The sequence below is a fragment of the Actinopolymorpha sp. B11F2 genome (genome assembly GCF_040195635.1).
Classification (GTDB): Bacteria; Actinomycetota; Actinomycetes; order Propionibacteriales; family Actinopolymorphaceae; genus Thermasporomyces.
This window is the reverse complement of the sequence record NZ_JBEFTX010000022.1, coordinates 50557-73246: the sequence shown is the minus strand read 5'-3', so window position 1 is coordinate 73246 and position 22690 is coordinate 50557. Positions and strand designations below refer to the sequence as shown.

Sequence of the window (22690 nt, the reverse complement as noted above, 5' to 3'; positions counted from 1 at the left end):
ACATGGCGCCGTGCAGGAGCAAGATCGTGTGCATGGGTCGGCACGCCAGCGGAAGGTGAACGGTGATGACCGATCTCAAAGCGGAGCTGCTGGCGAATCTGCGTGGCCATCGCGCAGTGATGCTCGGCAAGCTGGACGGGTTGTCGGAGTACGACCGGCGGCGCCCGTTGACTCCGACGGGGACGAACCTGCTCGGTTTGGTCAAGCATCTGGCTGGCGTGGAGTACGGCTATTTCGGGGAGTCGTTCGGCCGTCCACCGCTCGAGCGGCCGTCTTGGTTCCGAGATGACCCTTACACCGAGATCGGCATGTGGGCGACACTTGATGAGCCAAGCGACTACATCACCGGCGTCTACCGCCAGGCCTGTGCTCATGCCGACGCCACGATTGCCGACCTCGAACTGGACAGCCAAGGTCACGTGGCACATTGGGCCGAGGGTCGCCAGGAGACAACGCTCGGAGTGCTCGTGGTCGGGATGGTCGGCGAGACCGCGCAGCACGCCGGGCACGCCGACATCGTTCGCGAACTGATCGACGGGCGGGTCGACGCTGACCCACCCGTCACTGCAGGATCGACGTTCTGGCACGACTGGAGAAGCAGAGTTCAACAGGTAGCTGATCGCTTCCGCCCGCCAGGACCCGACAGCGCGCCGACCGGATCGCAGTCGTCGACGAGCGCAAGATGATCGAATCCGGTCGACACGCCGTCCCGGTGACTGCCGGGCGACGTATACGGCAACCTCACCCTCGACGGGCGTCCTGTTCCCCTGGGCCATCGGCTCGCCCGCAGTGTCGGCCTCGAACGACGATGGACGCGGTCCCGCGACGGGCGCTGGCTCACCGGGCTGGCACGCCCAGCGCGGCCATCGTTGCCGACGTCCTATCGCACCGAGCACAATGCTCGCCATGAGCGGACGTTTCACCGGATGGCCGAAGGAGGCGTACGACGTCTTACTCGAGCTCGACGGGGACCCGCCGGTGGACGTACGCGAACGATGCCGCAAGGACCGTGAGCAGCTGGTGCGGCAACCGATGATCGCCTTGCTGCACGATGTCGCGGACACTGATCCGGCGTACGACGACTTCTCCGTCGCCGGCTATTACTCGCCGGCGTACGGACGCTGGCAGCACCAGTACGCAACCGTACGGATTGCCCCCTTCGTCGATCTCGGCCTGGCCTTCGATCTCGACGGTCTGGGGGTCCACGGCGGTGGACGATTGTCTCCTGCTGCCCAGATGGCGCGCTATCGGACTGCGGTTGCGGCCGAGGCGAGCGGAGCCGAGCTCGCGGACCTCCTGCGATCCCTGCGGGAGAAGGGTTTCGCGGTCGCGGGTCGCGTCATGAAGCGGATACCCCGCGGATACGCGGTCGGCCATCCGCGGGCGGACCTGCTGCGCCACCGGTCGCTGATCGCCAAACGACCGCTCGGAGGCGAAGACTGGCTGCACACACCAGACGCGGTCGACCGGGTGCTCGCAGCCTTTGCCGAGCTACGCCCGTTGACCTCCTGGTTCGCGAACCATGTCGCCGGCAGCCGGTGAGTCTGCCCGCCCGCGAGCGTCCAGACACCACCTGACGGTGCCCTTGTCCGAAGCCCGGTGTCATGCTTCCAGCTGCTCTCACTCGGCCAACCCGCCGACATACCAGGAGATCCACGCCGATGCTGTGGTGGCTTTTGTCGAGCACGTCAAGCCCAGACTTGGAGCGCACCGATGGCCGTGGTCGGTGATCACTAGCTCGGAGCTCACCGGACATTGACCGGCAAACCGCCCATCTGGGCGAGGGTGTCGACCAAGCTGCGCGTCTGGAGCCTTGCCGACATTGATGCCGCTGCCGTAACGGAACCGGCCGTACGCCTATGGCTCAAGGTCATCCGGTCCCACAAGGGATCCGCATGCGTACGCGGCTCGCAGACGATGCCGATGAGTTTCGGGTGGATCTCGGGTCAGACGCAGTAGTGGATCCGAGCCGATGGGAAGGAACAACAATGAGCACGGTGACCTCCGTGCGGACGAACGGCGTCGAACTCGGCGTCGAGATCTTTGGCCGCGATGCTGATCCGCTCGTGCTGCTGGCTGGAGGGACCACGATGCTGTCGTGGCCTGACTCGTTGTGTGAGCGGCTCGCGGCGGGTGGCCGGTGGGTGGTTCGCTATGACCTGCGCGACTGCGGAGCGTCGACGACCCTCGACCCGGAGGCACCGGCGTACCGTCTGCGCGATCTCGCCGCCGATGCGGCGGCGCTTGTCGACACCCTCGGTGCCGCGACGGCTCACCTCGGCGGCGTCGGGGTCGGCGGGATGGTCGCTCAGGTAGCCGCGCTCGACCATCCGAAGGCGTTTTCGGCCCTGACGCTGGTGAGCACCCGACCAGTCGCGCCGGGCCCGGTCGACGACGATCTGCCGGACCATGACGCGGCGACCATGGACGTGGTGTTCTCGCGCCCGATGCCCGACTGGACCGACCGAACCGCTGTCGCCGCGTTCGCCGCCGACGGCGCCGAGCTGCTTGGCAATGACCCGGAGCAGGCCCGCGCGACCGCGGCACGGATCTGGGTCCGCACGCCGTCGAGCGAATCCGCTGTGCAGCAGGCGAATCAGCTCGGAATGGTGTTCGCCCGGCTCGACTGCACGCCGCGGTGGCGTGAGCGCCTCGGCGAGCTAGCCCTGCCGACACTCGTCGTGCACGGCCGCGCGGATCCGTTCTTCCCGGTCGGCAACGGCGAGGCCCTCGCCGCCACGATCCCCGCCGCGCGGCTGCTCGTTCTCGACGACATGGGCACCGCCCTGCGGGACGCCGCGGCCGACAAGGTGGCCGGCGCGATGCTCGCCCTCTGATTCCTCCGCCGGACCGCCCTTCGGCGGTCGTCGCAGTACGACTCGATGACCCTGACGTCGGCGACGGGCGGTTTCGGCGGCGAGCGATGCACCTCAACCGTCGGACCGGCCGAGACGTAGAAGTCCTGCCGTGCCCGGATCAGAGCCGAGATCCCCAGGCGATGGATCGTCGCCAGCTCGCGGGGCGCGCGAGGAAGGACAAAGTGCACCCTTGACATCCTCACCCGGAGACGAATACTTAGCTGTGTGCCTAAGTATTCGGGCGGGACCGACGGCGACGCCGAACTCGACCGGATGTTCCGCGCACTGGCGGACGGCACCCGCCGGGCGATGGTCGCCCGGCTGGTCCACGGGCCGGCCTCGGTGAGCCAGCTCGCCGAACCGTTCGGCATGGCGCTGCCCACTGTCGTCCAGCACCTCCGCGTGCTCGAGGAGGCGCAGATCGTGTCGTCGGAGAAGGTCGGCCGAGTGCGCACGTACCAACTCGTGCCCGACGCGCTGGTCCCGGCCAACGCGTGGATCGTTGCCCACCGCCGCCCGCAGGAACGCCAGCTCGACCGCCTGGGCGACTACCTCACCAACCATCAACCGACACAGGAGGACTGACATGACCGACCGCACACAGACCCACGCCACGTTCGTGCTCGAGCGCGAGTACCCGGTTCCGGTCGACCGCGTGTGGGCCGCCTTCGCCGACTTCGAGATCAAGCGCAAGTGGTTCGGCAGCGACGAGTTCGTCTATGTCGAGCGCACCGACGACTTCCGGGTCGGTGGCGTGGCGATCGACGACGGGCGTCGCGGCGAGGGCGGCCCGCTGTCCCAGTTCCGCGCCACGTACACCGACATCGCGCCCAACGAGCGGATCGTCTACACGTACGACATGTGGCTCGACGGGGTGCACGCCTCGACGTCGATCAGCACGATCGTGTTCGAGCCCAACGACGACGGCGCCGGCCCGCGGACCCGGCTCACGTTCACCGAGCAGGGCGTCCACCTCGACGGTGTGCACGGTCCCGGGCCGGATGCCGCGGCCGGTCGCGAGACCGGCACCGCCGGTCTGCTCGACGCGATCGGGAAGCTGCTCGCCGCCGACGGCTGAACCCGTCCACGGAGCCGGGTTCACGACCACCGGTCGGTGAGCGACGTGAGGTCGGCCCAGTCGGGCATCCCGTTGCGCTCGATCAGGGCAGGAATCTTCGAGGATGGGAGCAGTAATGGGGATCGTGAGGTGCGATGTCACCGTGTCCCTTGATGGGTGCATGGCGGCTTCGGGGCAGAGCCTGGAGAATCCGTTGGGTGAGGGCGGGATGCGGACGATGGCGTGGGCGGGCTCTGCACCGGACGCGTCTCCCTTTACCGGCACCCCGAATCCGACGGGAGCGTTCGTGATGGGGCGGAACATGTTCGGCCCGGGCAGGGGTGAGTGGGACCTGTCCTGGCGCGGTTGGTGGGGTGAGGAGCCGCCGTATCACGCCCCCGTCTACGTACTCAGCCACTACGCGCGCGAGCCATTGCCGATGAAGGGCGGTACGACGTTCCACTTCGTCACTGACGGCATTGAGGCGGCACTGGAACAGGCGCGCGAGGCGGCCGATGCCGGCGACGTGCAGATCGCCGGTGGTGCTGGCACGGTGCGGCAATATCTCATGGCCGGGCTGCTGGAGGAATTGGTGCTGCACGTCGCGCCGATAACCCTGGGCGGTGGCGAACGGCCGCTCGACGATGTTGGCGCCCTGGACTTCGATCTCGTCGACGTGGCCTCAGGGCCGGCAGTGACGCACCTGAAGTACCGGCCCACGCGATAGACATCACCTGGCTGTGCTGCAGGTGGCAGATCGCGCCCGCAGCTGGAGGGCACGGCTCCGCGCCCATGCGCGGCAGCCGGACAGGCTTCAGAACCACCGCATCGCCGCCACCTGCTCGCGGCCTCCGCCCTGAGCGCGTGGGACACCTCCTACCGTTGAGTGGCCCCGACGTTCGGCGTGGGTCGAAGGCTCTTGAGACAGCACTCGGCCACGTCGACGACTATGGTCGCCCGAGGGAGAGGCCACCGCACCGCGTCACAGACCAGGGGTGTGGGAACGGAGTGGAAAGTGAACGAGATCTGTGTGCTCGGACTCGGCACCATGGGCGGGCGGGTGGCCGCGAAGCTCGTGGAGAACGGCCATCTGGTGCGCGGTTTCGACCCGTCGACGACTGCGCTTCGCGCTGCGGCGGCGGCCGGCGTCAAGACCTGCGACGACCCCGCCGATGCGGTCGCGCGGGCCCGCGCGGTGGTGCTGTCACTGCCCCGGCCGGAGCATGTGCTGAGCACCGTGGACGGTCCGCTCGCCGGTGCGGCGATTGGCACCGTGGTCGCCGACCTGTCCACCATCGATCCAGATACGGCACGGCAGGCGGCGCAGCGACTCGCCGTTTGCGGTGTGAAGTACGTCGACGCCCCGGTACTCGGCCGACCCGACAGGTGCGGTGCATGGACGCTTCCGGCCGGAGGTAGCGAGGACGGCGTGGCGGCGGTCCGCGACCTGCTCGAAGGGACCGTGGCGCGTCAGGTACGCCGGGTCGGCGACGTCGGCGCAGGGTCGATCCTCAAGGTGCTGAACAATCTCATGTTCGGTGCCATCAACGCGGTCACCGCCGAGGCACTGAATGCTTGCCGGCTGGCGGGCCTGGACCCTGCGGTGTTCGTCGAGACGGTCGCCGACTCCGGCGCCGGCACAGTGTCCAACCTGTTCAAGGAGCTTGGTCCGCGGATGAGTGTCGCCGACTACGAGCCGACGTTCGCCCTGGCGCTGTTGCAGAAGGACAACAGACTCGCCATGGAGATGGCGCGCCAGGTCGGCGCACCGGCGTTCATCGCCACCGTGGTGGACCAGGTCAATTCGCTCGCGGTGCATCTCGGACACGGTGGCCAGGACTCGGGCGCCGTGCTGGAGCTCTATCGCGCGCTGTCGGCTGACGCCGGGCAGTGACGAGGCGGGCGCGTCCGCACTCCACGAAACCCACCGAGGAATCGGTTGCACGAGAGGAGACACCACCTATGCGGCGTGTCCAGCTCGAGTACGGCTCCGGCCATGTCGAGGTCGATCTCCCGGACGGTGCCGTCGTGATTCGAACCGGCGAGCCGCATCGGGAGCCGTGGCCACTGGAGGACCCGGTTGAGGCCACGCGGTCCGCGCTCGAGAACCCGCTCGGGTCTGACCGGATCCGCGACCTCGTCCGCCCGGGGTCGCGGGTGACGATCGCGTTCCCGGACCGCGTCAAGGGAGGCACGCACGCCACCGCGCACCGCAGGGTCGCCGTACCACTCCTGCTCGACGAGCTGGAACGCGGAGGCGTGCGGCTGAGCGACGTTCGGCTGGTGAACGCGATCGGCCTGCACCGGAAGAACACCATGGACGAAATGGCCGAGCTGCTCGGTGAGCACGTCGTTCGACGGATGGGCCCCGAACGGATTGTCAACCACGACGCCGAGGATGCCGAGGGCATGGTCACCCTGGAGCGGTCCGACCACGGCGACGCCGTCGAGGTGAACCGATGCGTCGTGGACTCGGACCTCACGATCCTGGTCGGCCATGCGTCTGGCAACCCGTACGGCGGTTTCAGTGGCGGATCGAAGATGCCTTCCACCGGCCTCACCGGCTGGCGGTCCATCCGATGCCACCACACGCCGGCGTCGATGACGCGACGGGACTTCGCTCCGCCGACGACGGGGAGTTACTTCCGGTCTCAACTCGCTGCCATCAGGCAACGAATGGAGTCGGCGATGCCGCAGCCGTTTTTCACGGTCGACGCCGTGTTGGACAGCCAGTCACGCCAGCTCCGGGTGAGGGCCGGCGCCATAGGTGCCGTCGAGGAGGCGTCGTGGGGCATGGCGAGCGAGCGTACCGAGGTGCGCCTCCCAGGGCCGCCAGCAGACGTCCTGGTCATCGGGATGCCGCGCGGCTTCCACTACGGCGCCGGGATGGGTACCAACCCGATCCTGATGATGCAGGCGATCGGCGCCTCGGTGATCCGCGCCCGCGCCGCGCTACGACCTGACCCGGTCGTCATCGCGACCTCGATCTGCGACGGCTGGTTCAACAGCCGCGAGTTCCCGCCCTATGCCGCCGCCTACGACCTGCTGCAGTCGTGCCGGCACCCGCACGAGATGACGGCCCATGAGGACAACTTCTGCAACCAGCCGCAGTGGATCTCCGCCTACCGCCACCAGCACGGCTACCATCCGTTCCACGCCTTCTCCATGATCTACATGGGCAGCGTTGCGCGCGACCTGGCGCAGGCGGTCTACATCGCCGGCGCACAGAGCCCGGAGCACGCGACGGGGATGGGCGCAACGCCGATCGACTCTGTCGGCGACGCGCTCGCCGACGCGACAGCGCTGGTCGGACGAGATCCACGCCTCATCGTCATACCCGAACTCTCCAAGCCCGCCTACCACCTTGTCACACATGAGGGCACCCGCTCAGCCAGGAATGTCTAGTGCCAGTTGGCGTTCGTACGCCCGACGACTGGGGCGCAGTGCCACGACGCTGGACTACGCGACGCCGAGGCCGACCAAGGCCAGGAAGTTTGTCAATCCACCTTCCAAGGTGTCGCCGCCGACATACGATCTCGGCGCGCGGGTGCTGGACCCGCGAAGAGGGGGATCCGATGAACATGTTTGTCCGCGCCATCGCGGGCTTGGCGGTGGCGGGGTCGGTGAGCGTCGCGACCGCCGTACCGTCCTTTGCCGGTCCGACCTACACGGTGACCACGTTCCAGGCAGGCGTCACCTGCACCGGCGCGACGACGAAGGGCGATCCGGTCTTTGCGACGGCGGGCTCGTCCACCGACTTCGGGGACTTCGCCTTCGCGCGGGTCGGTACCGACGACGATCCGCTGGTGGAGGCGTTCGGGACCGGTTCCTGGAACGAGGGAGACCTGCGGTTCGTGCTCGATGTCTACAGCCCGGAAGGCGAGTTCGTGGGAACGGGCGACTTCGCGGCCACGACCTCGATCACGGCACAGACCGAGACCACGGACAACTCCCGAAACGGCAACCAGCACGTACGGTCGGAGGCGGTGGCCTCGACGCTCGCCGCTGATGGCACGCTGACGCTCCCGGGCTATGACCTTGGATCGCTGGACTGCACCGGGTCGTCGGTCGAGTCGACCTACCTGCGCAACGCACCCGAGTCCACAGTCCGCTTCGAGCGCATGCTCTTCGACTCGGCCCGCTGTGAAGGCGATGCCGTGGTGGGTGTGTTCGGCCCCGCAGAGGGCGAGTACTTCCTGTCCATGGAGGTCGAGCACGGTGGGCGTCAGTACAACCTCTTCGGCCCAGTCGACGCATCAGCCGACAGTTTCACCGCGGTGCTTCCGCTTCGAGACTCCGAGAACGGCGAGTTCGTGGCCGAGCTCCCGGTCTCTGTCACCATGGCCGCAACCGGTGAGACGAGAGTCAGTGAGTTGCGGACGTCCATTGCCCGAGTGGTGCAGAAGTACACGCCGTACGACGTCAGCGCGACCGTCGACCTGCCCTGGGGCGCGGCGAGCGCCACCTGCGAGCACCTGGAGATCCTCACCCGTTCCGTGGTGACATCGCCGGAGGGCCCGAAGCCGGCCGGTCCGCCGCCCGTCAACGACCGGCCGGAGGCGGCTACGCCCCTCGTCCTCGGCGAGACTGTCCGCGACACGAACCGTGCTGCGGCGCTCGATGCCGAAGCGGACGTCCCGTGCGCGTGGGCGCCTGTCGAGCGCACCCTGTGGTATTCGGTCGAGGGGAACGGCGAAACCCTCGACATCGACACCGCCGGAAGTGACTTCGACACAGTCGTGGCTGTCTACGCTCTCACCGACGGCGTGATGGAGCCGGTGGTATGTGGCGACGATGACGCGCCCGGCTTCCCACTGCCCGCCTCGACATTGCAGGCGCAGGTGGACCTGCCGACCGTCGCCGGCACGACGTACTACATCCAGGCGGGTGGACTGTTCGGCGACTACGGACGGCTGGTCCTCTCCGCAGCCCCGCAGTCGTAGGGGGTTGTCAGCGGAGTGGGCGAGTCGCCGGACTCACCCACTCCGCCGACCCGAAGTGTCGTGCTCGGTCGACGAGTGAGGCGCAGGTGCGCTGGGAGGATGTGGGCGTGGCCGCTGTAACCACTTGACACAGAGCGGCGCCATTCGGCTCCGCGCCTGTGCCTGTCTACCTAGCTCTCACCGTTGAGGAATGCGAGGACGGTGGCGGCGAAAAGTGGTGAGACGGCAAGGTTGTAGTGCGTCAGGCCTGGCAGGATCGCCAGCGCGTGACCGCCCTTCGGTCGACCTTCGCCCATCCATCCGCCATCGCGGAGTCCACCATCGAGCAGCTTGAAGACCTCGATGTAGTGGCTCGGCGGCGCCATGTCGGCGTCCGCGGCCATGAGGAGAGTCGGCACCTGCAGACTGCGTACGTCGTCGGAGAAGTCGAAGTCCTTGGCCATCGCCTGCCCGATCTTGTCCAGCAGCTTCGGGAAATCCTCCGGGTGTGGCGCTACCCGCTGGTAGAGCTCGTACATCGGCGTGTCCTTCATGAACTCCGCCGCGTTGGCGTTCACCTGGCCCTGCTGTTCGAGCATCTCGGCGGGGATTGCGTTGCGCCAGACGTTCGCGGAGCAGGCGACAAGCTTGCCGACCTTGCCCGGGTGCCTCGCCGCTGTTTGGAGGGCAACCCCGCCGCCCATCGAGTAGCCGACCACGTCGGGCTTGTCCAGCCCGAGGTGGTCGATCAGCGCCGCGATGTCGTCGGCCATCAGGCGTACGTCGATCGGACGGTCGATGTCGGCCGTACGGCCATGACCTTGCAGGTCGGGAGCGATGACCTGATGACGCTCTGCCAGTTTCGGCAAGGTCGGGCCGAACATCTCCCCAGAGCCCAGACCGCCGTGCAGGAGCACGAGTGGCCGCCCGGAACCATGGGTTTCGTAGTAGAGCCTGATCCCGTTGACTTCCGCGTAGCTGCCAGACCCTGATGCCTCGGACGTCCAGTGCATGCCCACAGTCGTACTCCTTGCAATCCGAAGTTGGCTCGTAACGTACGACAACACAGACCGAGCCCGCAGGCGAAACTCATCGGTGGGCCGCCCCAGACCTCGGTCGTGGCACTGCCGATATTCGTTTTCGGCCGTGCGGGAAGCGCTCTACTGTGGCGCGGTGACGACTCAGGTGATCATTCTCAACGGTGGTTCCAGCTCGGGGAAGTCCGGGATCGTACGGTGTCTGCAGGCCGTACTGCCGGATCCGTGGCCGGTGTTCGGGTGCGACTCGTTCGTCGACGCGCTGCCCGCGAGGATGCGGGGGTCGGACGAAGGGATCACGTTCGCCGCAGATGGCGAGGTGAGCGTCGGGGCGGACTTCATGGCGCTGCAGGCGGCCTGGATGGAGGGCGTCGTGGCGATGGCCCGTGCTGGCGCCAGGGTCATCATCGATGACGTCTTCCTCGGCGGAGCGGCGTCCCAGCAGCGGTGGCAGAAGGTTCTTGGCGGACTGGCCGTGTTGTGGGTCGGCGTCAGGTGTGAAAGGGCGGTCGCCGCAGGCCGTGAGATCGCACGAGGAGATCGCATCCAGGGGATGGCCGCGTTGCAGGCGGAGGTGGTTCACCAGGGGGTGTCCTATGACCTCGAGGTGGACACGACGCATACCGAGTCCCTGGAGTGTGCGCGAACCATCGCTGCCCTTGTCAGCTGATCGCCGGTCGGCTCCCGGCTACAGGGCCGGCAGCCGCGGGCCGCTCGAGCTACGGCGGTGCGGACGCGCCCCGGTGGTCGACGGTGACGAGGCGAGCGATGCCTGTGGCAGCAAGCTCAGCGTCTCCTCGAGAGCAAGTTGGCGAGCGGAACATCATTCCCGGTGGCCTTGATCGCGAAACGTCTGACGACGCCTGCGCACTCCTGTAGCGTCCTGCTCACGGGAGCCATCCGAGGCCGAAGCGGTGGTCCCGCACAAAGCTGAGATCCTGATCCCTCATGCTGATGCCGCATGGGGGATGGATCGCGCGACGCCGGTCATCGGCTTCGCAGGGCAGGTTCGTGGGGGGCCATGCATGGGCGGAATCCATACGTCAGCGGCGGCGTTGAGCCTTCTTCATGGATTCACCTTCACTGTCGGCCGACAGACCATTCCACTGGTCTGGAGTGTGCAGCGGCTGTTCGTCCTTCTCGCCCTCCACGGCAGGCCGCTGAGTCGTGCGCGTGTCGCGGGTGTGTTGTGGCCGGACACGACGTCGGCGAAGGCTGCGGCCAACCTACGATCGACGTTGTGGCGAGCGCACAAGTCGGCGCGGGACCTCGTCGAGGTGGGCGCGCAGCGAATTGGCCTGGCGAGAGATGTCGCGGTTGACGTCCACGAGGCCGAGGTATGTGCGCGGCGGCTTCTCGACCTTGCACGGCCATGCGACGAAATCGTGACAGTCGGGACGCGCGCGTTGCTGTCCGCGGAGCTCCTACCAGACTGGGGCGATGAGTGGCTCACCGTCGAACGCGAGCGCTACCACCAGTTGCGGCTCCACGCTCTCGAGGCTCTGAGTGAGCGACTCAGGCAGTCAGGTCGGTATGGCGAGGCGGTCGACGCGGGACTCGTCGTGGTCTGTGCGGAGCCATTTCGCGAAAGCGCCCATTATGCGGTTGTACGCGCCCATCTGGCCGCCGGGAATCGCTGGGAGGCGTCCCGTCAATACGAACGTTGCCGCGATCTGCTGTGGACCGAACTCGGTCTAGAGCCCTCGCCCGCTCTCCGCGGACTCTTTTCGTGGCGGGAAACCGGCCGGTCGGAAGGAGCTGTCGGTGAGAACCTACGACAGCGCGCCTGAGGCCTGGCGGATCATGCCTTGGCTCGTGTCCCAGGAGTACGCCGACGCCGACACGGCCTGGTAAATCGCCGAGCGCGCAACCATGCCGCAAAGCCGCGTCACCAGGAGCAGCACAGTCGATGAACGCGGTGGTGCAGGACGCGGGTGACACCTGCGTGACAGCGCGGTGACGCGGCACTGCCAACCTGCACCTCATGGGGAGCTTTCCGGGGAGCCCGCGCACCTTGCGGGGGGCCATCGTCGCCGTCGACCCGGCGAGCCCGCTCTCCCGGGTGGTGGTCTTCCAGTACAACCCCGACACCGTGACCCGAGCGCTGCGGCCGAGGGAAGCGCCGTCGGACGCACAGGTCGGTGCGGCGGACGCTCACCGGGTGTGGGGCGCGCCGGTCGAGACGATCTCGATGAACGTCGAGGTGGACGCGTCCGACCAGCTCGAGACCGGTGACCCGCTCGCCGCCACGACCGGCATCGCGGGGCACCTGGCGGCCCTGGAGATGTTGCTCTACCCGAGCAGTGTCCACGTCATCACGAACGCCGGGCTTCTGGTGGCCGGGACAATCGAGATCCTGCCGCCGGAAGGCCCGCTGACAGTCCTGGTCTGGGGACCGTCCAGGGTGGTGCCGGTCCGACTGGAAAGTCTCACGGTCACCGAGGACGCGTTCGACCCGGCGCTCAATCCGATCCGGGCGACGGTCGACCTGTCGGCGCAGGTGCTGTCGTACAACGACCTGCCCGTCACCGATCCCGGGTACGCCTTGTTCCTCGTCCACCAGGTCCTCAAGGAGACCATGGCTACCGCTGCAGGTGTCGCCGGTGTCGTCTCCGCCGGTGCCGGGCTCGCGGGGGCCTGACATGGCCGCGGGCAGTCGCTACGACAGCGTCGAGATCGCCAGCGCGACAGTGCCGGACGGCGCGGGCGGCTCCCGCGAGGTCCGCTACCTCCGCCGGCGGGCGGTGCCCGATCCCGCCGCGGCCGTGCCGATGGCGCTGCACGCGGTGGCGGCGGACGACCGGTTGGACCTCGTCACCGCGCGGTACCTCGGTGACCCGACGGCGTTCTGGCGGATCGCCGACGCGAACGCCGCACTCGACCCGGACGCGCTGGTAGGGCCGGACGCGGAAGGTGCCCTCCTGGTCATCCCGGTTCCGGGGATGTGAGCCCGGTGCCCGCCCTCGGCCTGCGGCTGACCGTCCTCGCCGGTCCGACGATCCCGGTACCGCTGCCGGCTCCGTTCACCGCCCGGCTGCGTTCGGTCGTGGTGACCGAGAACGACGAGGAGCGTTCGGTCTTCACCTTGACCTTCGATGCCGGCCGGTCTGCCGCGGACGGTGCGCTCGACGTACCCGGGCTGCAGTCCTCGCCGGTCGCGGCGTTCTCCCGGGTGGTCGTGGTGCTCACCTTCGGGCTGGTGCCGATGGTCCTCCTGGACGGGATCGTGACCGAGGTCCGCCTGACTCCCGGCGACCAACCAGGCGCGGCCACGCTCGACGTCACCGGCGAGGACGTGTCCTATCTCCTCGACCGGGAGGAACGTGACAGCGAACACCCGGCACTCGACGACTACCCGCAGGTGCTCACGATCCTCGCGCCGTACGCGGCGAAGGGCATCGTGCCGATGGCACTGCCACCGGTCGACTTCGACCCGCCGCTCCCGATCGACCGGGTGCCGACCCAGCACGGCACCGATCTGGCGCACCTGACCGAGCTCGCCCGCCGGCACGGGTACGTCGCGTACGTCGTTCCCGGGCCCGCGCCGGGCACCAGCACGTTCTACTGGGGTCCGCCGGTCCGGGTCGGGGTTCCGCAGCCTGCGCTGTCGGTGGACCTGGGTCCTGAGACGAACGTGTCCGGGATGAGTTTCCGGGTCGAGGCGCTCGCACCGGCGACGGTCAGCGGTGCGGTCACCGACCGGCGCACGGGTGCCGCGACCCCGGTGCGCAGCCCGGCGAGCCTGCGGCCTCCACTGTCTGCTCTCCCGCTGCTGGCCACCCACGCGGGCGACGTACGCCAGCGCCGGTTGCGGGACGCGAGCAGCAACACCGTCGGCGCGGTCGCCCGCGCGCAGGCGGAGGTCGACCGGAGCGCCGACGCCGTGATCGCCGAGGGAACCCTGGACGGTGCGCGGTACGGAGGTGTGCTCCGCCCGCGCGGTCTGGTCGGCGTCCGCGGTGCGGGGTGGTCGCACGACGGCCTCTGGTACGTACGGAAGGTGGAGCACGAGTTGTCCCGCGGCTCCTACCACCAGAGGTTCGAACTCACCCGCGACGGCCACGGATCGACCGTGCCGGCAGTGCCGGTCGGGAGGGTGGGCTGATGGCCACGTTCTTCGGCAAGTACCGCGGCAAGGTCGAGAACAACATCGACCCGATGCTTCGCGGGCGGGTGCAGGTGTCGGTGCCCGCGGTACTCGGTGACGGGCGGATGAGCTGGGCCGAGCCGTGTGTGCCGTACGCCGGGTCCGGGGTCGGCTTCTTCGCCGTCCCGCCGGTGGGGGCGGCGGTGTGGGTGGAGTTCGAGGCGGGCGACCCCGACTACCCGATCCTCGCCGGCGCCATGTGGAACGCGGGTGAAGCGCCGTCGCCAGGGCTGCCGGACGTCAAGGTCTGGAAGACGGGGGCGGTCACGATCACCCTCAGCGACCTGCCCGGTGCCGGTGGTGTGACGATCGAGGTCGGGTCGCCCGCCGTTCCGGTGCCGATGAAGCTGGCCATGACCGCGAGCGGCATGGAGCTCTCCATGGGTGCGGCCAGCGTCAAGCTCACCGCCGCCTCGGTGTCGGTCAACGACGGCGCACTGGAGGTGATCTGATGCCTGGCTTCGGCGTCCAGCAGGGCGCGACCGTCCTGTGCGCGCACGGCGGGCAGGCACAGCCGACCGTTCCCCACCCGCGGGTGAAGTTCGGCGGGGCGGCCGCGGTGGGCCTGGCCACGCCATGGACCGTCGCCGGATGTTCCTTGCCGCCGGCCGCAGGCGGGCCCTGTACGGCCGCCATGTGGGCGGTCGGCAGTACCCGGGTGATGTCCATGGGCCAGCCGCTCGTGATCCAGGGCGGGACGGCGACCTGCGTGCCGACCGGGGTGCCCCTCAACGTCGTCGTCGCCCAGCCACGGGTGAAGCTCTCATGACCCGCGGCGGTCGGCACCTCGCGTTCCCGCTCCGCCTGGACGGGCGGGGACGGATGGCGCTGGTCGATCTCGACGCGTACCTGCGCGGGCTGGTCGAGTCCGTCCTGTTCACCCGTCCGGGTGAACGGGTCAACCGGCCGGACTTCGGCAGCGGCGTGAGCGCGCTGGTGTTCGCTCCCAGCGGGGACGAGTTGGCCGGCGCCACCAAGGCGCTCGTGCACGGGTCCCTTCAGCACTGGCTGGGCGACCTCCTGCGGGTCGAGGACGTCACGGTCGAAGCCGCGGAGTCCACGCTGGCCGTGACGGTGACGTACGCCCCGCTGGTCGGCGGCACGGTGGCGAGCCGCCGCACGCTCACGGTCACCGGACCGCCCGGAGGTGCGCCGTGACGACGCCGTACCCCGACCCGAACGACGCGCGCACAGACATCACCCTGACCACCGCGGTGGACGTCGACGCCCGGCGGGCGTTGGTCGAGGGGACCAGCACGCCGGCCCTCGACGGCATCGACGCGATCGAGGTGCTCGCCAACGCCCCCGGAACCCCTGGTTTCGTGGCGGGTGCGCCTCGGCAGCGCACCCTGCTGGTCCGCCTGCTGCGCGGCCCGGTGCCGGCAGGACTGGGCGCCGACGAGGTGCTGGTGCTCGGTGGGGTACGCCCGGACCCGCTGGTCAACCCGGTCCGAGTGGAGTGGGCGTACCCGGCGGACGCGGTGGCCGGAGGTGAGTCCTCGGCACCGGTTGACCCGCTCCCGGGCGTGACACCCGCCGACCGCAGGCTGGTCGAACGCACGACAGGGGCGGGTGAGCGGGCAGGGGTCCTGGTCATCCGTACGTCGTCCAGCGGTGACTGGTCGACCTACGTGTTGAAGCTGCTCGGGCCGGGCGGGGTGGGTGTCCCCGACGGCTTCGACGAGCCGCTCGCCCAGGCCGCGTTCACGTTCACCGTGGACTGCCCGTCCGACCTCGACTGCCGGATCGACCTGACCTGCCCGCCGGCCGAAGTGACCTCGCCGGTGCTCGACTACCTCGCCCGCGACTACGACGCCCTGCGTACCCGGCTGCTGGACCGGGTGGCCACCCTGGTGCCGGACTGGACCGACCGCAACCCGGCGGACCCCGGCGTGATGCTGGTCGAGCTGTTCGCGGCGATGGGGGACCGGCTGGCCGCGTGGCAGGACGGGGTCGCGGCCGAGGCGTACCTCGGCACCGCCCGGCGGCGGACGTCGGTACGCCGGCACGCGCGGCTGCTCGACTACCGGATGCACGACGGCTGCAGCGCGCGCACCTGGCTGGTCCTGACCAGTGCCGCGGACGTCGTCCTCCCCGCCGGGACACCGGCCGCCGACGCACCCGACCCGTCGAGCCCGCCCGCGACCGGTCCGGTGACTGCCGTCGATGTGGTGGGGAGCGGCGGAGTCGTGTTCGAGACATGTGCGACGGTGCGCCTGCGCCCGGCCCGCAACCAGCTCTGGCTGCACTCCTGGGGCGACCCGGAGCACTGCCTGCCGGCCGGCGCGACCTCGGCGTTCGTGGCGCGCGAACCCGGCGACGCCGACCCCGAGCTGAGAGCGGGCGACGTTCTCGTCCTTGCCCCGCTCGGCCCGGACGGGTCCGCGCTCACCGGAGACCCGACCCGGCGGCACGCGGTTCTGCTGGACCGGGACCCGGTCGTGCACACGGATCCGCTGTCGGACCGGTCGGTGGTGCTGGAGCTGCACTGGTCGGGTGCGGACGCTCTGCCCGTTCCGCTGCCGGTCGCCGAACGTGCCGAGGACGGCAGCGCCCGGGTCGTGGCGGTAGCCCTCGCGAACGTCGTCCTCGCCGACCACGGCGGCACCGTTGCCGGTGAGCGGCTCGACCCTCCCCAGGTCCCGGTCGGTGCGACCTACCGGCCGCGGCTACGCCGTATCGGTCTGGCCTGGGCGGATCCGTCGCCCGTCGTCCTGGCAAGTGCGGCCGCGGCCCTGGTGCCGGATCCGCGGACGGCTGTCGCCGAGCTGGAGCTGGACGACGGCTCCCGGACCTGGTTGCCCCGTCCGGACCTGCTGGCCAGCGGCCGGCTCGCGGCCGATGTGGTGGTCGAGACTGAGTCCGACGGGACCAGCCGGTTGAGGTTCGGGGACGGGGTGTCGGGCCGTCGTCCCGTCGCCGGCACGACGCCGACCGCGACGTACCGGCTCGGCGGTGGCACGGCCGGCAACGTCGGACCCGGAACGCTGGCCCGGCTGCTGGCTCGCCCGGGCGCGACCGTGCCCGACGGCGTGACCGTGACGAATCCGCTGCCAGCCGTCGGCGGTGTCGACCCCGAACCGATCGCCGAGGTCCGCGAACTCGCACCGCACGCGTTCCGCACCCAGCTGCGCGCGGTGACCTCGGACGACTACGCCGCGGTGGCCATGCGCGACCCGGCGGTGCAGCGTGCGGTGGCCCGGCGCCGTTGGAGCGGTTCGTGGTACGCCCAGGAGGTCACCGTCGACCCGAGAGCCGACCGGGCTGGCGACCCTGCGGTGCCCGCAGCGATCTCGACCGTCCTGGAGGTTCGCCGGATGGCGGGGGTCGACGTGGAGCTTGCCCAGCCGGTGTACGTACCCCTGGAGATCGTGCTCGGCGTGTGCGTGGCGTCGGGCTACCAGCGGGCGGACATCGCCGCCGCACTCGCACGGGCGTTCTCCGCCGGTCGGTTGCCCGACGGTCGCCGCGGCTTCTTCCACCCCGACAACTTCACGTTCGGCCAGTCGCTGTTCCTGAGCGACGTCGTCGCCACCGCGATGGCGGTGCCGGGGGTCGCATGGGTGGACGTCGGGGACGACGGCACCGGCCTGCGGTTCCGGCGGTTGGGCCGCGCACCGGCCGGCGAGGTCGCTCGGGGTCGGATCGATGCCGCGGCCCGTGAGGTGCTGCGGGCGGACACCGACCCGAGCAACCCGGAGAACGGCCGGTTCACCTGTCTGCTGCGGGGGCGAGCGTGAACGCCGGTTGCGGGTGTGGCGGCGGCTGCGGGTGTGACTCGCTGGCGCCGGTGGCCCCGATCGTGGACAACCCGCCCGGCCAGCCCGGGCTCAGCTGGCGGGTCGCCCCGCACTCGGCCTCGGTGCTCCGGATGCGCGCGGTGTTGGCCGGCGACAACCAGCCGCCCGAGGTGCGTGCGCTCGCCCGGCACGGTACAGATGAACCCGCCGCCGCGGTGCTGGACGCGTGGGCGTACGTCGCCGACGTGGTGTCGTTCTACACCGAACGTATCGCCGCGGAGGGTTTCCTGCGCACCGCGACCGAGCTCTCCTCGGTACGCGAGCTGGCCCGCACCCTCGGTTACGAGCTGCGGCCCGGCGTCGCGGCGACCGCGGAGCTGGCCTTCACCGTCGAGGACGCGCCGGGTGCACCGGTGGAGGTGCACGTGCCGGGTGGTACGCCCGTGCAGACCGTGCCGGGTGCGGGACAGCTGCCGCAGACGTACGAGACCTCGCAGGACCTTCCGGCGCGGCGGGTGTGGAACGCGATACCGGGAGCGTCGACGCGCCGGCAGGTCCCCGAGTTCGGTGACACCGAGATCTGGCTGCGCGGCACCGGCATCGGTGTCCGCCCCGGCGACGCCGTGCTGGTGGTGGGCCAGGAGCGCGTACGGTACGGCCGCGCGGGTGAGTCGGCGCGGGTCCCGCACGACGATGAGCGCTGGGACTTCCGCGTCGTCGAGACCGCGAGCGAGGACCCGGACGGCCTGACCGGCTGGACTCTCGTGCGGGTGCGACCCCGCATCGGCTACCGGCGCAGCGCCGAGCTCGTCGCGCAGGAGGACGTCCAGGTCTTCGCGTTCGCCGAACGTGCCAACGTGTTCGGCTGGAACGCGCCCGACCCCAACCTGCTGCGCGGGCCGGGCGACACCGGCGTGCCCGGCACCACGGACCCCGACTCGGACGGCGTCCTCGAGTGGGAGAAGTACGGCCTGACCGACCACGGCGACGCGGACGTGGTGGAGCTGGACGGCGACCACCCGCGGCTGGTCGGCGGCGACCACACCCGGATCGCGGACGCTGCCTGGGTGGTGCTGGAACGCAGGGACTACCGCGAGCTGTACCGCGTCGAGCAGGTGGTCGCCGACGGGACTGGCCGCTACGGCCTCAGCGGCCGGATCACCCGGGTCCGGGTGGACCTCACCGAGAACCTCACGGCCTTCGGCCGGCGGGAGACGCTGGTGCACTGCCAGTCGCGACTGCTGCCGGCGACGCGGGCGCCACGGCTGGAGGGCGTCCGCGGTCCCGAGCTGGACCTGGAAGCCACCGACCCGCTGCTGCCGGCCGGCCGCAGGGTGCTCGTCACCGGTTACCCGCCCGGTGCCCCCGCACCCGGACCGGCGACAGCGGCGGCTGCTCTCCCACCGCCGATCTGCGAAGCGGCGACCGTGCTCGCCTGTGTGGTGGTCGACGACCCGGACCCAGCCGGCGAACCGGTCATGCGTGTCACCCTCGACCGGGAGCTCTCGACCGCGGTCGATCCCCAGACGTTGCGGGTGCTGGCCAACACCGTCGACGCGACCCATGGCGAGACCGTCGGCCAGGTGCTCGGCAGCGGAGACGGCCGGGCGCCGTTCGCACAGTTCCAGCCCCGCCGTACTCCGCTCACGTACATCCGAGCGACCACCGCGGCAGGGTCCCGCAGCACCCTCGAGCTCCGGGTCGACGGCGTGGCGTGGACCGAGGTGGAGTCGCTGGATACCGCCACCGGCTCCGACCGGGTGTTCGTCGTCCGCCACGGCGAGGACGGCGCGGTGCGGCTCGTGCTCGGCGACGGTACGCACGGCGCTCGGGCGTCGACGGGCGCGGAGAACGTCACTGCCACGTACCGCGTCGGTATCGGAGCCGACGGCGCGGCGACGCCGGGTCAACTCAGCCTGCTCACCCGCCGCCCGTTCGGGATCCGGAGCGTCACGAATCCCGGACCGGCCCACGACTGGGCACCACCGGAGACGCTCGCGGACGCCCGGCGGAACGCGCCGCTGCGGATCCGTACCCTCGACCGGGCCGTCTCGGTGGCCGACCACGAGGACTTCGCCAGCGGCTTCGCCGGCGTCGGAACGGCACGCGCCGACGCCGTGTGGGACGGCCGGTCGACGATCGTCGCCGTCAGCCTGCTCGGCACGGCCGCGACACCGGCAAGTGCAGGTCTGGTGGAGGACCTCCGCACCGCGCTCACCGCCGCCCGCGATCCGGGCACGCCGCTGGAACTGCTGCACGGAGACCTGCGCTGGTTCGGGATCCGGGTCGAGATCAGGCACGACCCGGCGTACGGACGGGCCGGGGTCGAGCTGGCCGTCCGCGAGGCGCTGGCCGGGACGCTCGCGCCGGCGCTGCGAGCGTTCGCCGCCCCCGTGACCGCGGCAGGCGTCCTCGTCACCGTGCGGTCGACACCCGGCGTCGTCGCCTGCACGATGCCACGGCTGTTGCCGTTGCCCGCGGGGAGCGCGGACCCGTCCGTCGCGGTTCCGGTGCTGCCGACCGACGCGAGCGCCGCCGACGTACTGTCCGCCCTGCCGGCCCGGTGGGAGGACGGCGACCTGCTCCCCGCCCAGGTGCTCGGCCTCTCCTCCGGGGGCGTGGAGATCGGGGTGATGGCCCAATGAACGGGTCCGGTGCGCTCGACGCGCAGGACGCGCTCGCCCGCCTGCTGGGCCGGCTCCCGACCCATGTGGTGGCGCGGGATGCCGAGGCGGGCGGAGTCCTGCGCGCCCTGCTCACAGCGGTGGCGGCCGAGCTCGACCTGCTCGAGAACGACCTGGGCGACCTGTACGACGCGTGGTTCGTCGAGACCTGCGCGGAGTGGGTGGTGCCGTACCTCGCGGATCTGGTGGGTCTCGCCGAGGTGCCGCCCGACTTCGGCACCGGCACGACCCGTCGCTCGGTAGTCGCCAACACAGTTGCCTACCGGCGGCGCAAGGGCACCGCTGCCGTCCTCGAGCAGGTCGCCCGCGACGTCACCGGCTGGCCGGCCCGGGCGGTGGAGTTCTACCGGTTGCTCGCCGCGACCACCCACGTCAACCACGTCCACCTCGAACGCCCCGCGACCGCGTCGCTCCGCGACGCCCAGCGGCTCGAGCTGCTCGCCCTCGACCAGGCCGGCACGGTGACGCTCGCGCCCGGACTGGACCCGCTGCCGCACACCGCCGAGGTGCGCCGGATCGCCAGCCGGCGAGGGAGGTACGGCATCCCCGACATCGGCGTTTTCCTCTACCCCGTCCAGGTGTATGAGGTCGGTGCATCGGGCACCGCATCGGACCTCGCCGCGGACACCGGCGCCGCCGGCGGATGGTCGCAGGCCCGCGCATCCGGCAGCGGGTTCAAGGTCGATCCGCTCGGACGGGAAGTGCCGTTGTTCGCCGCACCGGCGGGCGACGACGCTGCCGGAGGGATCGAGCACCTGGCCGGGGAGGCCGACCTGCCGGTGCCGCTGCGACCGCGCCGCCTCCTCTCTCTGCTCCAGGCCGCGCGCCGCGAAGACCTGGACGACGCACAGCTCCCGATCGGCGTACGCATCGGTGTCACCGGCACGGCCCTTCCCCCGGACCGGATCCGGGTCTGCGGGCTGGAGGACGTCGACTCCACGCCGGGCGTCCGTGCGGTCATGGTGGACGCCCAGACCGGACACCTGACCTGTTACGAGGGTGGCGAGGTCATCCGACCGGCGAACGTCTTCGTCCGCTACGCGTACGGCGGGCTGGCCGACGTGGGCGCCGGCAGCTACGACCGGTCTGACGGCCACGAGGCCCTCCTGGCGGCGGACCGCTACGACGGGCGGCCCGCCACCGACCGGCAGTTGTCGGTCCGCGCCGGGGCGGTCACGTCCATGGTGGAGGTCGGCTCCCTGACCGAAGCGCTCGACCGGGTCCGCGACGAGTGGGCAGCGGTCGACGGCAGTTCTCCCGCGGGTGGCACGTACGTCGTCTCGGTCGGCGACAGCGCGTCGTACGTCGATTCGCTGCGGGTCGACATCCCGCCCGCCACCCGGCTGGTCCTCGTCGCGGCCAGCTGGCCGACCCGGATCATGCGCAGCGGTGAGGTGCTCGCACCCACGCCCGGCGCGTACGTACCTGACGGCCTGCGCCCGCACGTCCTCGGCTCGCTGACGGTCACCGGTGGACCCGGCAGCAGCCTGGTCCTGGACGGCCTGGCCGTCGAGGGCGACCTGGTGGTCGAACCCGGTCGGCTGGGTGCGCTGACCGTGGCACATTCGACTGTCACCGGCCGGATCCAGGTCGAGGGTGCGGACGGCGGCACGAACGGCGACCTCCAGGTCCGGATCGTGCGCGGCATCGTGTCCGGGATCGAGCTCACGGCGCCGGTTCCCGTCCTCTCGATGACCGACAGCGTGGTCGACGGTGCTGCCCCGTCGCTCCTGCCCCGGACACACGCCCGCCGGGACTCGATGGCGCTGGCCGGCGCCGCCGCGGTCAGCGGCGCCGCCGTGCACGCGTCGTTCGAGGGGTGCACCGTGCGCGGAGACGTGGAGGTGCGGTCGATGGACGCGTCGAGCTGTGTCTTCGACGGCGCGGTGACCGTCGAGCACCGGCAGGTCGGGTGCCTGCGCTACTCCTTCGCCGGACCTGGCTCACGGACCCCACGCCGGTACCGGTGTGTGCCGGCCGAGCCTGGCGGCGCCGCGATCGCGCCCGTCTATGCGGCGCGTGACCCGGGGTCGCCGGTGTACCTGGCGTTGGCGGCCACCTGTCCGTTGGTGATCCGTACCGGCGGGGAGGGCGAGGCGGAGATGGGCGTGCACCACCACCTACGCCGGCCACTGCGCGCCACGGCGGCCGCACGTGCGCTGGTGCCGTACGTGCCCGTCGGTGTCGAGATCGGGATCTTCGGAAGCTGAGCGCGGAGAACGGAAACGCGGATGCGGAGCTTGGG

21 protein-coding genes are annotated in these 22690 nt (G+C 70.4%); 20 read left to right on the top strand and 1 reads right to left on the bottom strand.

What is annotated here, in order from left to right:
* Nucleotides 1-65: 65 nt before the first annotated feature.
* The 9 genes from ABN034_RS29850 to ABN034_RS29810 all read left to right on the top strand — a co-directional run bounded on the left by ABN034_RS29850 (nucleotide 66) and on the right by ABN034_RS29810 (nucleotide 8858).
* A complete protein-coding gene (locus ABN034_RS29850) occupies nucleotides 66-686 on the top strand; it encodes a DinB family protein (RefSeq protein ID WP_349694320.1) in 621 nt (206 codons plus the stop codon).
* Between the two features lie 220 nt (nucleotides 687-906).
* The gene (locus ABN034_RS29845; protein WP_349694319.1) at nucleotides 907-1542 is read left to right on the top strand and encodes a DUF2461 family protein; all 636 of its coding nucleotides are present in this window, start codon (nucleotides 907-909) and stop codon (nucleotides 1540-1542) included.
* 446 nt (nucleotides 1543-1988) lie between these two features.
* Nucleotides 1989-2837, top strand: a complete 849-nt coding sequence (locus tag ABN034_RS29840; RefSeq protein ID WP_349694318.1) for an alpha/beta fold hydrolase — start codon at nucleotides 1989-1991, stop codon at nucleotides 2835-2837.
* 246 nt (nucleotides 2838-3083) lie between these two features.
* Complete coding sequence (locus ABN034_RS29835) at nucleotides 3084-3443, top strand: ArsR/SmtB family transcription factor (RefSeq protein WP_349694317.1); 360 nt, start codon at nucleotides 3084-3086, stop codon at nucleotides 3441-3443.
* A gap of 1 nt (nucleotide 3444) precedes the next feature.
* Nucleotides 3445-3936, top strand: a complete 492-nt coding sequence (locus tag ABN034_RS29830) for an SRPBCC domain-containing protein (RefSeq protein WP_349694316.1) — start codon at nucleotides 3445-3447, stop codon at nucleotides 3934-3936.
* 103 nt (nucleotides 3937-4039) lie between these two features.
* Nucleotides 4040-4642, top strand: a complete 603-nt coding sequence (locus ABN034_RS29825) for a dihydrofolate reductase family protein (protein WP_349694315.1) — start codon at nucleotides 4040-4042, stop codon at nucleotides 4640-4642.
* A gap of 222 nt (nucleotides 4643-4864) precedes the next feature.
* On the top strand, nucleotides 4865-5809 hold the full coding sequence (locus tag ABN034_RS29820; protein ID WP_349694314.1) for an NAD(P)-dependent oxidoreductase: 945 nt from the start codon (nucleotides 4865-4867) through the stop codon (nucleotides 5807-5809).
* Between the two features lie 68 nt (nucleotides 5810-5877).
* Nucleotides 5878-7320, top strand: coding sequence for a lactate racemase domain-containing protein (locus tag ABN034_RS29815; protein ID WP_349694313.1), 1443 nt, complete (start codon nucleotides 5878-5880; stop codon nucleotides 7318-7320).
* Nucleotides 7321-7490: 170 nt separating this feature from the next.
* Nucleotides 7491-8858 carry a hypothetical protein gene (locus tag ABN034_RS29810; protein ID WP_349694312.1) on the top strand — a complete coding sequence of 456 codons (1368 nt, stop codon included), beginning with the start codon at nucleotides 7491-7493 and terminating at the stop codon, nucleotides 8856-8858.
* 170 nt (nucleotides 8859-9028) lie between these two features.
* Here the strand turns inward: ABN034_RS29810 and ABN034_RS29805 are convergent, their stop codons facing one another.
* Entirely contained in the window at nucleotides 9029-9850 is an 822-nt protein-coding gene (locus ABN034_RS29805) for an alpha/beta fold hydrolase (RefSeq protein ID WP_349694311.1), read from the bottom strand.
* A 160-nt stretch (nucleotides 9851-10010) separates the two neighbouring features.
* On the opposite strand from ABN034_RS29805, the gene cpt reads away from it, so the two are divergent.
* The 11 genes from cpt to ABN034_RS29750 all read left to right on the top strand — a co-directional run bounded on the left by cpt (nucleotide 10011) and on the right by ABN034_RS29750 (nucleotide 22655).
* A complete protein-coding gene (gene cpt, locus ABN034_RS29800) occupies nucleotides 10011-10544 on the top strand; it encodes a chloramphenicol phosphotransferase CPT (RefSeq protein ID WP_349694310.1) in 534 nt (177 codons plus the stop codon).
* 355 nt (nucleotides 10545-10899) lie between these two features.
* Nucleotides 10900-11664 carry an AfsR/SARP family transcriptional regulator gene (locus ABN034_RS29795; protein ID WP_349694309.1) on the top strand — a complete coding sequence of 255 codons (765 nt, stop codon included), beginning with the start codon at nucleotides 10900-10902 and terminating at the stop codon, nucleotides 11662-11664.
* Nucleotides 11665-11858: 194 nt separating this feature from the next.
* Nucleotides 11859-12515 carry a hypothetical protein gene (locus ABN034_RS29790; RefSeq protein ID WP_349694308.1) on the top strand — a complete coding sequence of 219 codons (657 nt, stop codon included), beginning with the start codon at nucleotides 11859-11861 and terminating at the stop codon, nucleotides 12513-12515.
* Nucleotide 12516: 1 nt separating this feature from the next.
* On the top strand, nucleotides 12517-12822 hold the full coding sequence (locus ABN034_RS29785; protein ID WP_349694307.1) for a hypothetical protein: 306 nt from the start codon (nucleotides 12517-12519) through the stop codon (nucleotides 12820-12822).
* A 5-nt stretch (nucleotides 12823-12827) separates the two neighbouring features.
* Nucleotides 12828-13979, top strand: a complete 1152-nt coding sequence (locus tag ABN034_RS29780) for a hypothetical protein (RefSeq protein WP_349694306.1) — start codon at nucleotides 12828-12830, stop codon at nucleotides 13977-13979.
* Nucleotides 13979-14473 (top strand): phage baseplate assembly protein V, encoded by a 495-nt coding sequence (locus tag ABN034_RS29775; RefSeq protein ID WP_349330814.1) that lies wholly within the window; start codon nucleotides 13979-13981, stop codon nucleotides 14471-14473. Before ABN034_RS29780 ends, ABN034_RS29775 begins: the two co-directional genes overlap by 1 nt.
* Nucleotides 14473-14790: a hypothetical protein gene (locus ABN034_RS29770; RefSeq protein WP_349330813.1), complete on the top strand. Its 318-nt coding sequence runs from the start codon at nucleotides 14473-14475 to the stop codon at nucleotides 14788-14790. Before ABN034_RS29775 ends, ABN034_RS29770 begins: the two co-directional genes overlap by 1 nt.
* Nucleotides 14787-15179, top strand: coding sequence for a GPW/gp25 family protein (locus ABN034_RS29765; RefSeq protein ID WP_349694305.1), 393 nt, complete (start codon nucleotides 14787-14789; stop codon nucleotides 15177-15179). The genes ABN034_RS29770 and ABN034_RS29765 overlap by 4 nt, the downstream gene beginning before the upstream one ends.
* A complete protein-coding gene (locus tag ABN034_RS29760; protein WP_349694304.1) occupies nucleotides 15176-17761 on the top strand; it encodes a putative baseplate assembly protein in 2586 nt (861 codons plus the stop codon). The genes ABN034_RS29765 and ABN034_RS29760 overlap by 4 nt, the downstream gene beginning before the upstream one ends.
* Before the next feature lie 50 nt (nucleotides 17762-17811).
* Nucleotides 17812-20406, top strand: coding sequence for a baseplate J/gp47 family protein (locus ABN034_RS29755; RefSeq protein WP_349694303.1), 2595 nt, complete (start codon nucleotides 17812-17814; stop codon nucleotides 20404-20406).
* Nucleotides 20403-22655 carry a phage tail protein gene (locus ABN034_RS29750; protein ID WP_349694302.1) on the top strand — a complete coding sequence of 751 codons (2253 nt, stop codon included), beginning with the start codon at nucleotides 20403-20405 and terminating at the stop codon, nucleotides 22653-22655. Before ABN034_RS29755 ends, ABN034_RS29750 begins: the two co-directional genes overlap by 4 nt.
* Nucleotides 22656-22690 lie beyond the last annotated feature (35 nt).